10 protein-coding genes are annotated in these 12,384 nt (G+C 71.8%); all 10 read right to left on the bottom strand.

All coding sequences use genetic code 11. The annotated features are described in order from the left end of the window. Window positions 1–43 precede the first annotated feature (43 nt). On the bottom strand, window positions 44–1,555 hold the full coding sequence (locus AC3D3D_RS14820) for a xylulokinase (RefSeq protein WP_463662424.1): 1,512 nt from the start codon (window positions 1,553–1,555) through the stop codon (window positions 44–46). Next, window positions 1,552–2,616, bottom strand: coding sequence for an NAD(P)H-dependent glycerol-3-phosphate dehydrogenase (locus AC3D3D_RS14815; protein ID WP_463662425.1), 1,065 nt, complete (start codon window positions 2,614–2,616; stop codon window positions 1,552–1,554). The genes AC3D3D_RS14820 and AC3D3D_RS14815 overlap by 4 nt, the downstream gene beginning before the upstream one ends. 29 nt (window positions 2,617–2,645) lie before the next feature. Continuing rightward, window positions 2,646–3,350, bottom strand: a complete 705-nt coding sequence (locus tag AC3D3D_RS14810) for an L-ribulose-5-phosphate 4-epimerase (RefSeq protein ID WP_463662507.1) — start codon at window positions 3,348–3,350, stop codon at window positions 2,646–2,648. Window positions 3,351–3,607: 257 nt separating this feature from the next. Beyond that, window positions 3,608–5,287 (bottom strand): ribulokinase, encoded by a 1,680-nt coding sequence (locus AC3D3D_RS14805; protein ID WP_463662426.1) that lies wholly within the window; start codon window positions 5,285–5,287, stop codon window positions 3,608–3,610. A 102-nt stretch (window positions 5,288–5,389) separates the two neighbouring features. Next, window positions 5,390–6,757 carry a sn-glycerol-1-phosphate dehydrogenase gene (locus AC3D3D_RS14800; RefSeq protein WP_463662427.1) on the bottom strand — a complete coding sequence of 456 codons (1,368 nt, stop codon included), beginning with the start codon at window positions 6,755–6,757 and terminating at the stop codon, window positions 5,390–5,392. Window positions 6,758–6,799: 42 nt separating this feature from the next. Further along, window positions 6,800–8,365 (bottom strand): FGGY-family carbohydrate kinase, encoded by a 1,566-nt coding sequence (locus tag AC3D3D_RS14795; protein ID WP_463662428.1) that lies wholly within the window; start codon window positions 8,363–8,365, stop codon window positions 6,800–6,802. Window positions 8,366–8,444: 79 nt separating this feature from the next. Then, window positions 8,445–9,314, bottom strand: a complete 870-nt coding sequence (locus AC3D3D_RS14790; protein WP_463662429.1) for an HAD-IIA family hydrolase — start codon at window positions 9,312–9,314, stop codon at window positions 8,445–8,447. 133 nt (window positions 9,315–9,447) lie between these two features. Further along, window positions 9,448–10,434: a DUF7973 family transport facilitator gene (locus AC3D3D_RS14785; RefSeq protein ID WP_463662430.1), complete on the bottom strand. Its 987-nt coding sequence runs from the start codon at window positions 10,432–10,434 to the stop codon at window positions 9,448–9,450. A gap of 168 nt (window positions 10,435–10,602) precedes the next feature. Beyond that, window positions 10,603–11,088 carry a ribose-5-phosphate isomerase gene (locus AC3D3D_RS14780; RefSeq protein WP_463662431.1) on the bottom strand — a complete coding sequence of 162 codons (486 nt, stop codon included), beginning with the start codon at window positions 11,086–11,088 and terminating at the stop codon, window positions 10,603–10,605. 199 nt (window positions 11,089–11,287) lie between these two features. Continuing rightward, complete coding sequence (locus tag AC3D3D_RS14775; RefSeq protein WP_463662432.1) at window positions 11,288–12,286, bottom strand: sugar-binding transcriptional regulator; 999 nt, start codon at window positions 12,284–12,286, stop codon at window positions 11,288–11,290. Between the last annotated feature and the right edge of the window lie 98 nt (window positions 12,287–12,384).

Genomic DNA, 12,384 nt, shown 5'->3' with positions numbered 1-12,384 from the left:
GCTGTTCGCACCACCTCTGCGGGTCGCACCACCGCTTCCCCCGCTACTCGCCCTTGAGCGCCCACAGCTGCTCGTAGACGGGCTCGAGCTGCGGGTACACCGAGGCCTGGACCTCCGCCCACCTCGCGTACTCCTCGGTGCGGGCGGCGTCGGGCTCGGTGACGTGGCCGGTCGAGGCCATCGCCTGCGCGGTCGCCGCGATGTCCCCGTGGACGCCGGTGTGCGCCATCGCGAGCACGGCCGCGCCCTGGGCGGAGACCTCGTCGATGCCGGCGGCCACGATCGGCAGCCCGGTGGCGTCGGCGAGGATCTGCGTCCACAGGTCCGAGCGCGAACCGCCACCGGTGGCGCGCAGCTCGCGCAGCCGCTCCCCCGTGCCCCTCTGCATGCCGGCCAGGTTCTGGCGCAGCTCGTAGGCAGTCCCCTCGAGGATCGAGCGGTACATGTGCGCGCGGGTGTGGCCGCCGGCGAAGCCGACCATCGCGCCGCCGGCCACCGGGTTCCACCATGGCGACTGCACGGCGTTCCAGTACGGCAGCGTGAGCAGCCCCTCGGCGCCGATCGGCACGCGGGACGCCGCGGCCTCGAGCTCGGGGTCCGGCCGCCCGTCGAGCTCGGGCCGGCCCAGCTCGGAGCGGAACCAGTTGGCGAGCACCGACCCGGAGTTCTGCACGATCTCGAGCACGTACTGCCCCGGCAGGCCGGCGGCGAGGGTGCGGTACTCGCGCCCGTAGGTGTACTCCGCCGAGTGCACGCCGGCCACGATCGAGGTGCCGATGTTGATGTAGGCGACGTCGGGCTCGATCGCCGCGGTGCCCAGGCCCGAGCCCTGGCCGTCGCCGAGGCCGGAGATCACCGGGATCGTGTGCTTGAGCCCCCAGTGCTGGGCGACCTCGAGGTCGAGCTCGCCGATCACCTCGCCGGGCGCGGCGAGGTCCGCCATCTGCTCGCGCGTGACCCCGGCCAGGTGGAGCAGGCTCTCGGAGTAGTCCAGGGCCTCGATGTCGAACAGGGCGAGCGTGTCCGCCGAGGCGTGCGAGGACACCCATCGTCCCGTCATCTCGTGCACGAGGTAGGCGTGCACGTCGACGACCTTCGCCGCCCGGGCGAAGACCTCGGGCTCGTTCTCCTTGAGCCAGATCATCTTGTACAGGGCGGGGGTGGTGTCCCCGGGCTTGCCGGACAGGCGATGGATCTCGTCCGAGCCGTGCTCGCGGATCTGCTTGGCCGCCCGCGAGTCCAGCCAGAGCACGGCGTTGCGGATCGGCGTGCCCGAGGCGTCGACGGCGACGAAGCTCTCGCGCTGGTGGGTGATGGCCAGCGCGGCGACCCGCGAGCGCTGCTCGGCGGTCAGCGAGCCGATGGCCCGCCCCACGGCGGTGTCCGTGGAGAACCACCACTGGCGGGCGTCGTGCTCGTAGTGGTTCATCCTCGGCTGGAGCAGGTCGATGTCCGCCCGGCCCTCACCGACGGTGCGGCCCCGGGCGTCGACGACGACGGCCTTGGTCGCCGAGGTCGAGGAGTCGATCGCGACGACGAGCGGGTCCGCGCTCATCGACGGCCCCCGAAGAAGGTGTCCCACGGCAGGTCGATCGGCTCGTCGCGGGCGATGATGCCGTGCAGGTGGCGCAGCAGCGGGAACTCGTGGTCGGCGAGCACACCGCGCTCGATCTGCCGCTCGATCGCGGCGCCGACGACGCGGATGGCGTTGACGCCCTCGAGCGTGACGTCCTTCATCAGCGAGTCGCGCACCTCGGAGAAGGGCACGCCGGAGCCGACGTACGTGCCGGCCTTGACGTTGCGCCCGCCGGCGGAGGTCACGTGCATGTCGCCGACGCCGGGCAGGCCCCACACCATGCTCGGGTCGCCGCCGAGGATCTCGTAGAAGCGGTGCATCTCCTGGGCGCCCTGGGCGAAGATCGCGGCGGTGAGGTTGAGGCGGCGGTAGCGCTCGTTCGCCTCGTCGCCCTCCTTGAGCTGGAGCCCCTCGCCGAAGCCGGCCGCGAAGGCGTAGATGTTCTTCGTGGCCGCACCGATCTCCGCGCCGAGGAAGTCCGTGGTGGTCCACACGTGGTAGTAGTCGGTGCGGAACATCTCGGCCAGGCGCTCGACGACGTCGGCCTTGTCCCCGCAGAAGACGACGGCGGTGTCGTGCCCGACGGCCAGCTCACCGGCGATCGAGGGCCCGACGATGGCCGCCCAGTCGACCTGCCCGGCCAGCTCCTCGCCGACGGCGGCCTTGAGCGCGTCGGGGATCATCGTCAGGTTGCCGTCGTCGTCGGCGAGCATCCCCTTGGTCACGGACAGGACGGTCTGGCCCGGACGGAGCAGGCGGGCCAGCTGCTCGCCGACCCACTCGACGCCGAAGCTGTTGACGCCGGACATCACCACGTCCGCACCCTCGAAGGCGGTCTCGGCCTCCTCGAGCTGGTAGGCCGTGACCCCGCCGGCGACCTGCAGGTCGAGGTTGGGATGGCGCCCGGTGGTGCGGATCGACTCGATGATGTCCCGGTCGAGGTGGGTGCCCACGAGGCGGACCTCGTGCCCGTTCTGCCGCAGCGGGTACGTCAGCGCGGTGGCCATGATGCCGGATCCGAGGACGACGACGGTGGTCATGAAGGTGCTCCTTCGCGGTGGGTGGGTGGTCAGCTCTGGCCGTAGACGCCCTGGTAGCGCTCGTAGAGGCGGTCGACGGCGTCGCCCGGCACCGGGATCGGCTCGCCGAGCTGGCGGGCGACGTGCACGGTGCGCGCCACCTCCTCGCACATGACGGCGGCCTTGACCGCCGCACGGGCGTCCTTCCCGATGGTGAACGGGCCGTGATTCTGCATGAGCACCGCCGGGGAGCGGTGGCCGCGCAGGGTCTCGACGATGCCGCGCCCGATGGAGTCGTCGCCGATGATGGCGAAGGGCCCCACGGGGATCTCCCCGCCGAACTCGTCGGCCATCATCGTCAGCGAGCACGGCACGGGCTCCCCGCGCGCCGCCCAGGCCACGGCGTAGGTGGAGTGGGTGTGCACCACTCCCCCGACCTCGGGCATGTGCCGGTAGACGTAGGCGTGCGCCGCGGTGTCGGAGGAGGGGTTGAGCACCCGGGTCGCGTCCGGGTCGTGCAGCGCGCGGCCCCACAGGTCGGTGACGACCATGAGCTCGGGCGCCAGCTCGTCGTAGCTGACCCCGGAGGGCTTGATGACCATGAGGTCCTCGCCGCCGGCGAGACGCACCCGGGCGGAGACGTTGCCGGCGGTCCACACCACCAGGCCCCAGCGGGGCAGCTCGGCGTGCAGCTCGGCGACCTCGATCCGCGCCCGCTCCACGGCCTCGCGCACCCGCGGGGCGAGATCGTCCAGGGCGGGGACCGGACCGGTCGGGCTGTCGGCTTGCTCGGGCGTGCTCACGTCGTCCTCTCTCCCGGGCGCTCGGCGCCCGTGCTCCCATCGTGCGTCTCGACCACCAGCCTCCCGCGAAGCGCCGCGGGGTGCCAGCGGATGCCGCATCCCGGCCGGGCGGCCCACCCGCCCGGCCGGGTACGCGGCGGGGGCCGGGGCGCCAGGCCCCGGTCCGCCCCCGTCACCGGCCGGGGCGGTGCCCGGCCGGCTCGTCGGTGCTAGCGCGCGACGCGGGCGGCCGCCCGGGCGCGGATGGCCTTGAGGCGGTGCATGACCTCGTTGCCGCCGCGGCCGAAGTAGTCGTGCAGCTGGACGTACTCGGCGTACAGCTCGTCGTAGAGCTTGGCCCGCGGCTCGCTGGGGACGTAGGCGTTGGGCTTCTTGCCGCCCATGGCGTCCGCGGCCTCCTGGATCGTGCCGTACTGGCCGGCGGCGACGGCGGCGTGCACCGCCGAGCCGAGCGCGCCGGCGTGGGCGACGGTGGCCACCGAGATCGGCAGCCGGGTGACGTCGGAGAGCAGCTGCATGAGGAACTTGTTCTTCAGCAGGCCGCCGGCCGCGACGACCTCGGTGATCTCGACCCCGTGCTCCTTGAAGGTGTCGACGATCATCCGGGCGCCGAAGGCGGTGGACTCCAGCAGGGCCCGGTACTGGTCCTCGGGACGGGTGGTCAGCGTGGTGCCGATCATCAGCCCGGACAGGTCGGTGTCCACCAGGACGGAGCGGTTGCCGCCGTGCCAGTCGAGCGCGATGAGGCCGTGCTCGCCGATGCCCTGCTTGGCGCCCAGGTCGGTGAGGTGGTCGTGGATCGACTTGTTCGCCTTCCTCGCGGCCTCGTGGTACGAGGCCGGAACGCTGTGGTCGACGAACCAGGCGAAGATGTCCCCGACGGCGGACTGGCCGCCCTCGAAGCCCCACAGCCCGTCGACGACGCCGCCGTCGACGACGCCGAACATGCCCGGGACCTCGACCAGCTCGGGCCCGGAGACGACGTAGACGGCCGAGGTGCCGAGGATGGCGGTCATCTGCCCGGCCTCGACGGCCTTGACGGCGGCGGCGGTGACGTGGGCGTCGATGTTGCCCGTCGCGACGGCGGTGCCGGCGTTGAGGCCCATGAGGGCGGCGAACTCCTCGTTCAGCTCACCGGCCTTGGAGGCCAGCGGCGCCACGGGGGCGGGCATCTTCTCCTCGTAGACGCCGCCGAGGTCGGGGTTGAGCGCCTCGAGGAACTCCCGCGAGGGGTACTTCCCGTCCTGGTAGAGGCGCTTGTAGCCCGAGTCGCCGGCGGACTGCACGAGGGTGCCGGTCATCCGCCACACGATCCAGTCCAGGGCGTCGGCGAAGACGTCGGTGGCGTCGTAGACCTCCTTGTCCTCCTCGAGGGTCTCGAGGACCTTCGGCAGGAGGAGCTCGGAGGAGATGGTGTGGCCGTAGCGGCCCAGCCAGGTCTCGCCGCGCTCCTTGGCGAGCTCGACGATACGGGTGGCCTGCCCCTGGGCGCCGTGGTGCTTCCAGAGCTTGACCCAGGCGTGCGGGCGGTTGCGGAACTCGGGCAGCGTGCACAGCGGCGTGCCGTCCGCCTTGGCCGCCACCACGGTCGCGGAGGTGAAGTCGATGCCGATCCCGACGACCTGGTCGGGCGTGATGTCGGCGTCGTCCATCGCCGCCGGCACGGCCTCCTTGAGGACGTGGATGTAGTCGTCCGGGTCCTGCAGCGCGAACTCCGGCGGCAGCTTCTGGCCGTCGGCGGCGTCGAGCGTGCGGTCCATGACCGCGCTGGGGTAGTCGACGACGACGGAGGCCCCCTTCTCCAGTCCGTCGCTCACGCGGATGATGCTGGCCCGGCCCGAGAGCGTGCCGTAGTCGATACCGATGACGAACGTGCTGTCCTTGCTCACGATGTCCCTTCCTCCCGGCGCGGTGCGCCGTCGGCTGTGGCGGGAGTCCTCGGGGAGAGGCGGAGGGGGTCCCGGTTCCCGCCGGCCCGGGACCCCGACCGCTCAGCGTGCGTCGGGCTGCGACCAGTAACCCTCGGGGGCGAAGAGCTCCTCGACGCACTCCTCGAGCAGACCCAGCTCGAGGAGGAGGTCGAGGATCGTGTAGCGCGAGCGGATGGTCTGCGCGCGGTAGTAGGTGAGGCGGAACCGCTCCATGTCGAGGTCGATCTGCTCGGGGTGGTAGACGCCCCCGACCTCGCGTAGCCACTCCCGCACGTCGGCGGCCGGCACGAGCTGCTCGCGGCACCGCTCGACGATGGTGGGCCACTCGCGCACGACCAGCTCGAGGCGGGCCCGCAGCTCCTCGGGCTCGAGGTACTTCGCCAACGTCTGCTTGACCGCCGGCTCGACGAGCGGGGCGGCGCGCTCCCCGGTGTGCATGGCCCGCACCCGGGCCTCCATCTCCTCCCGCGAGGGCCAGGCCGCCACGAGCGCGTCGATGTTGATGGCCGGGACGTCCTTGCGCAGGACCACCTCGAACAGCGCGCAGATGGCCACGGTGCCCAGGCCCACCTTGTTGCCGTGGGACAGCGGCGGCTCCCAGTCGAGCCCGTGCCCCTCCATCTCCCAGGTGTGGGAGAACTGGTGGCCCGCGCCGGAGGCCGGCCGCGAGCTCTGGTGGGCCTGCATGGCCAGGCCCGACATGATGAGGCCCTCGGCGAGGCCCTCCAGGGCGTCGGGGTCGCTGGCGGCGAGGTCGCCGGGGCGCGAGAGGGACTCGCGCAGCGGGCCCTGGACCAGGCCCCACACGTACTCGTCGACCGCCTCGACGCCGAGGATGTCGGAGATGATCCAGTCGGCGCCGGCAGGGACCTTCTCCACGAGGTCGCCGAAGCCGGTCGCCGTCAGGCGCTGCGGCGCGGTGGCCATGAGGTCGAGGTCGGCGACCAGCGCCACGGGCGCCGGGCAGTTCCGCGTGATCTTGAAGCCGTCCTTGGTGATGGACGCGCCGAAGGCGGCGTAGCCGTCCATCGAGGCCGCGGTGCAGACGTTCATGTAGGGGCGCTCGAGCTCGCCCGAGGCGAGCTTGACGATGTCGTTGAGGGTGCCGGCACCGATCGAGCAGGCCACCGCGTCGGTGCCGCGCAGGTGCTCGCGGACGAGCTCGACGTTCTCGTAGCCCGCGTACAGGGTCGGGGTGCCGGGGAAGACGTAGGGCTCGTCGAGCTCGACGCCCGCGGCCTTGAGCGAGGCGGTGACGGCCTCACCCGCGAGGGCCCACGTGTTGCCGTCGGCGACGACGATGCCCCGCTTTCCGGGGAACTGCTCGGCGAACACCTGTCCCGTCTGGTCGACGACGCCGCGTCCGTGGACGATCGCCTGGGTGTCGGTGGCGGTCGCGAGCGCGGTGGCGATGAGGTCCTGGGTCATCAGCTCTCTCCTGGGTGCTGGTCGGGTTCTCGGCGGCGGTGGTCAGCCGGCGACGTGGTCGACGGTGTCGTGGATGAGCTCCTGCAGCGCCGGGTACTGCTTGGCGTACTGGTCGACGTAGAAGGAGTACTCCTCGTGGCGCTCGGCGTTCGGCTCGAGGCGGGCGCGCACGTGGACCATGGCCTCGGCGGCCTCCTGGACCGAGCCGTGCAGGCCGGCGCCGGCGGCGGCGAGGATGCACGAGCCGAGGGTGACGGCGTCGCCGACCTCGGTGAGCGTGATCGGCACGCCGGTGACGTCGGAGTGCATCTGGATCCAGTCCGCGGACTTGAGGATGCCGCCGGCGGCGACGAACTCCTCGACCTCCATGCCGACCTCGCGCAGCTTGCGCATGTTGAGCTCGACGCCGTAGGCCACCGACTCCTGGACCGCCTTGTACAGGTGTGCCCGGCTGTGGGACAGGGACAGGCCCGAGACGGTGCCGCGTGCCTTGGAGTCGGAGTAGGGCGTGCGGTTGCCCTGGAAGTACTCGGTGAAGATGACGCCGTCCGAGCCCGGCGGGATCTCGCGGGCCTGGGCGTTCATCACGTCGTAGGGGTTGAGCCCGGTGCGCTCGGCGGCGTCGACGATGTCCTGGCAGAACTCGTCGCGGAACCACTTGAGCACCGAGCCGGAGGAGGTCAGGGAGGTCTCGACCGTGTACTGGCCGGGCACGACGCCGTCGACGTAGCCGCCGAAGAAGCCCTCGCCCGAGACGGGCTCGGCGCTCTGGCCGGACATCACGTGGCTCGACCCGGTGACCAGGGTCATCTTCCCCGGCGAGAGCACACCCAGGCCGATCTGGCCGTGCCAGGCGTCGCCGCCGCCCTGGGCCACGGGCGTGCCGGGCATGAGCCCGAGCTCCTCGGCGGCGTGCGAGGTCAGGCCCCCGACCGGGACGCCGAGGTCGTTGACGGTCTCGGGCAGCTTGTCGAAGACGTCGCCGCAGCCGGCGGCCTCGTACAGGTCGACGGGCCAGCCGCCGTTGTCCCGGTCGTAGTAGGAGCGGTGCGCGGCGGTGTTGATGTTGAGCGTCCACTCCCCCGTCAGCTGATAGGTCAGCCAGTCGGGGGCGTCGATGAGCCGGTAGGCCTTGTCGTAGGTGGCCGGCTCGTTCTCCTTGAGCCAGGCGGCCTTGAAGGGGTACCACTCCGCGGTGGGCGGCAGGGTCCCGCCACCGGTGTAGCGGGTGGCCGGCGAGGGGTGGCCGACGACGCGATCGGCCTGCCGGGTCGCGCGCACGTCCATCCACATGATGGCGGGCCGCAGCGCCTGGCCGGCGCGGTCCATGGCGACCACGGTCATCGTCGTCGCGTCGTAGGAGATCCCCTTGATGTCCCGGCCCGTCAGGCCCGACTCGCGCATCGCCTTGGCGGTGGAGGCCTTGAGGGCCTCCCACCAGTCGCTCGGGGACTGCTCCGCCCAGCCCGGTCGGGGGTGGGTGGTGCGGTAGGTCGTCGCGGCAAAGGTCACGGGGCGACCGAGCAGGTCGAAGATCCCGACCCGGCAGCTCTCCGTGCCGAAGTCGATGCCCATGACGAACGGGCCGGTGGGGGTGCTGGATGACATCGTCGCCTCTCCTTGGGTGTGCTGGCGCATCAATGCGCGGTGCCGGCTCTCCGGCGCCCGTGCGCCGGTCGGCGGCGGGTCAGTTGCGGGGGTCGTCCTCGGGGTCCTCATCGCTCCAGCCCAGGGCGGAGCGCTCGGCGGCCGGGACGAGGTGGTCGATCCGGGCCAGGGCGAAGGTGGGCTGCTCCTCGGTGGGCAGCGCCTCGGCGTCCTCGACGGTGTTGTCGCCGGTGAGGACGAGCGTGGAGGCCATGCCGGTGCGCACGGCCATGCCGATGTCGGTGCCGAGCCGGTCGCCGACCATCATGGCGCGGGCGGGGTCGACGTCGAGGCCGGTCAGGGCCGCCTCGAGCATGGCGGCCTCGGGCTTGCCCATGTTGGCGTGCAGGGTCGCGCCGGTGGTCGCCTCGATCGCCGCGACGATGCCGGCCGCGTCGGGCTCCCCGCGCCCGCCCGGGAACGGGCAGTACCGGTCGGGGTTGGTGGTGATGAGGATGGCCCGCTCGTGGAACCAGATCGCGTCGAAGGCGATCTGGAGCTTGCGGTAGTCGAAGGTGCGGTCGTAGGACGCGATGACGATGTCGATCTCGGCGGGGTCCTCGGAGCGACGGATGCCGGCGGCGTCGAGCGCGCGGACGAGCGGGGCCTCGGCGATGGGGAACACGGTCGCGTCCGGGTGGTGCGTCTGGAGCCAGCGCACCGTGGTGACCACCGTGTTGGCGATCTCCTCGACCGGGGTCGGCAGGCCGAGGCGCTCGAGCTTCTCGGCGTACTCGGCGGGGTCCTTGGTGGGGTTGTTCGAGAGGAACCGCACGGGCAGGTCGCGCCGGTGGAGCTCCTCGATGAGGCGCTTGGCGCCCGGCAGCAGGTGGTCGCCGAGGTAGATCGTGCCGTCCATGTCGAAGACGTAGGCCTCGTACCAGTCGGTGGGTCCGGCGCGGTCGATCATCCCTGCTGCTCCTTCGGTGGTGATGGTGGGGCCCGGCGGGGCCCGGGTGCGGTGCCCGTGCCGCGCGCGATGCCTGCGGCACGGGCTCGAAGAGGTCCGGGGCGGGGGCGTCGCGCCCCCGCCCCGGTCCGGCTCAGATCGTGGTGAGCAGGTAGATGACGGTCGTACCGATGAAGATCGCACCGGCCGGGGGGTCGATGTGCGTGTCGCCGCGGGCGTTGAAGATCCGGGAGAACCACTCACCCAGCACACCGCCGAGGAGACCGGCGACGCCACCGCCGACGACGGCGACCCACGGGTCGGTTTCGACCACGGTGAGCAGCTGCACGGCGGCCAGGCCGGCGAGGATCGTCATGTGGTGCGTGACCGGCGTCTTCATGCCGAGGCTGAGGAAGATCAGCGAGATGGCCGAGATCGCCCAGCCGATGAGGAAGACCTGGGTGACGATGTTGCCGTAGGCCGGGTTGTCGGTGGGCACGTTGCCGATGAGCCAGACGGCGACGAAGGCGAAGAGCAGGCCGGAGGTCAGGCCGTGCAGCGCCGACATGCTCCACTTCTCCTGGTGCTCCACCCAGTGCGTGCCGTCGTCGAGCTTGAGCGCCTTGTGGCCGTTGAACGGACCGACCAGGGAGCGGGACTTCACGCCGAAGGCGATGCGGGCGATGACGGCGACGAGCACGACGGACAGCGCGACGGTGTCCGTCGTGAAGAACAGCGACTCGCCCTCGGGGGCCCAGAGGCCGAACAGCCACACGAGGAACTGGTTGATCGTGTAACCGATCATGCCGAAGATGCCACCGACGATGAAGATGTCGGCCCGGGGGAAGCCGGCCAGCGGCGTGACGATGTCACGCCCGTTGACCCCTTCGGGGAAGTAGCCCCGCTTCGCTGCGTACGCGGCGGCGGCGGCGCCACCGGCGAAGGCGATGTGCGGACCGAAGACCGGCCCGAACGCGAAGACGGAGATGAAGTCCTGCGCGACCGGCACCCCGCCCAGGAGGGCGGAGAAGCCGAACAGGAAGGCGAAGCCCGTGAAGATGAAGGCGGTCTGTCCGCCGATTGCGGCGCCGAACGCGCCGCCGGCAAAGGCTACGAGCAACCAGACGATGTCGAATTCCACGTCGGTGGTACCTCTCTCTTCCCCCACGGCGTCGTGGGGCGTGTTGGTGACTGCGGTGTCAGTACCACCGGACGGCCGCGCAGGGGGCGGCCGAGGTGGCCGTCCCGGGTGCGGACCGGAGGCACGCACCCGGGACCGTGCGCCGACCGGGTGGCCGGCGCCCGGGGGTCAGGAGCCGGCGGTGCCGGTCCCCTGGCCCTTGGCCTCGTACTCGCTGAGCACGGCGACCTTCTTGGCCGAGTTCGAGGACTCGTCGAACTCGTGATCGAGCCACTCTCCCGCGAGCTTGCGGGCGAGCTCGAGACCGATGACGCGCTGGCCGAAGGTGAGGACCTGCGCGTTGTTGGACTTCACGAGACGCTCGACGCTGAAGCTGTCGTGCGCCACGGAGGCGCGGATGCCGGGGACCTTGCCCGCCGCCATCGCCACGCCGATGCCGGTGCCGCACACGAGCAGCGCCCGGTCGACCTCCCCGGCGGCGACCTTCTCGCCGGCCGCGGTACCGATGTTGGGGTACGGGTTCTCGTCGGCGTTGTCCCCGACGCCCACGTCGACGACCTCGTCGACCCGCGGGTCTGCCTCAAGGTCTGCCTTGAGAGCTTCCTTGTACTCGTATCCGGCGTTGTCGGAACCGACCACGATTCGCCAGCCCATCTCGCCTCCCCTTCTGGCGCTGCCGCGCCTACCAGGTGACGGTGTCTCGGGCCCCGTCACCCGTCGCGCCCGTGCGGCGCGATCTGCCGGGAACCGTACCAAAGCGGTCGACGCTTGCTCACCCACCATGAACGAAGGTGCACGCTTGCCTTCGGTCGATGCGAATGCGCCCGACGACGCCATGACCTGGTAGGGCGGGTCAGGCCGGGCCGACGGGCCGCCCGCGGGTCAGGCCGGTGCGCCCCAGCCGGTCGACCAGCGCGCGCAGCGTGGGCTCGTCGATGACGAGGTCGGTGATCGCCCCCGAGCGCAGCGCCCCGAGCAGGGGCCGGACCTTGGCCGGCCCGGAGACCACGCACACCCGCCGGGAGATCCGGCGCAGCGCGGCCGGCGAGGGCCCCGAGGCGCGGGCGTTGGTGGCGATGTCGGCGTAGGTGCCGTCCTCGCGCAGCAGCACGGTGCAGATGTCGCCGACCACGCCGGCGGCCTGGAGGGTCTCGATCTCGCTCTGGTCGAGGTAGCCGCCCGCGTAGACCTGGGAGGAGAGGGACCCGGTGAAGGCACCGACGCCGAACAGTGCGATGTCGGTGCGCGCCTGGAGCGCGCGGACGGCGGCCAGGGAGCGCTCCCGCCACATGGCGAGCTTGGTCTCGGGGAAGTCGAAGAAGGCGGGCACCGGGAAGTGGTGCACGGAGGACTCGAACGCGCGGGCCGCCTGCTCCATGATGGCGCCCGCGTAGGGGATGCCCGTCGTGGTGGGGTTGGCGGCGCCGTTGAGCTGGACGACCGCCGAGCCGGCGGCGGGGCGGGCGACGAACTGGCCGACCACGGCGGCGACGGTGTTGCCCCAGGCGATGCCGAGCACCGTGCCGGGCTGCACCCACCCCGAGACCAGGCGGCCGGCCACGCGGGCGATCTGCTCGAGCCGCTGGACCTCGCTGGAGGCGGGCCGCACGGTCACCACGTGCGTCTGCACGTCGAACAGGTCGCGCAGCACGCCGGACTCCCGGGTGCCCATCTCGGCGGGCGGGTGCAGCTCGATGCGCACCATGCCCGAGGCGCGGGCCTGCTTGATCAGGCGGGAGACCGTCGACCGGGACACCCCGGTGCGTCGGGCGATGGTCTCCATCGTCTCGTCCTGCAGGTAGTACATCGAGGCGGCCTCGAAGACCTCCCGCTCGCGGTCACGCTCGTCCACCGGTCCTCCGTCGTCGTGCACGTCCGCTCATGGAAGTTGTGCGGATGTGCGGTCTCGGACCATCCTAGGGAGCACACGACGCCGTGCCTGACGCGGGC

The organism is Georgenia sp. X1117, assembly GCF_057784635.1.
Note: the sequence above shows the minus strand (reverse complement) of the source record. Positions and strands in the feature narration are given on the sequence as shown.

Bases quoted from the DNA above. Each gene is read 5' to 3' on its own strand.
- AC3D3D_RS14820 (WP_463662424.1), bottom strand. From the start codon at position 1,555: ATGAGCGCGGACCCGCTCGTCGTCGCGATCGACTCCTCGACCTCGGCG.
- AC3D3D_RS14790 (WP_463662429.1), bottom strand. From the start codon at position 9,314: ATGATCGACCGCGCCGGACCCACCGACTGGTACGAGGCCTACGTCTTC.
- AC3D3D_RS14800 (WP_463662427.1), bottom strand. From the start codon at position 6,757: ATGACCCAGGACCTCATCGCCACCGCGCTCGCGACCGCCACCGACACC.
- AC3D3D_RS14795 (WP_463662428.1), bottom strand. From the start codon at position 8,365: ATGTCATCCAGCACCCCCACCGGCCCGTTCGTCATGGGCATCGACTTC.
- AC3D3D_RS14780 (WP_463662431.1), bottom strand. From the start codon at position 11,088: ATGGGCTGGCGAATCGTGGTCGGTTCCGACAACGCCGGATACGAGTAC.
- AC3D3D_RS14815 (WP_463662425.1), bottom strand. From the start codon at position 2,616: ATGACCACCGTCGTCGTCCTCGGATCCGGCATCATGGCCACCGCGCTG.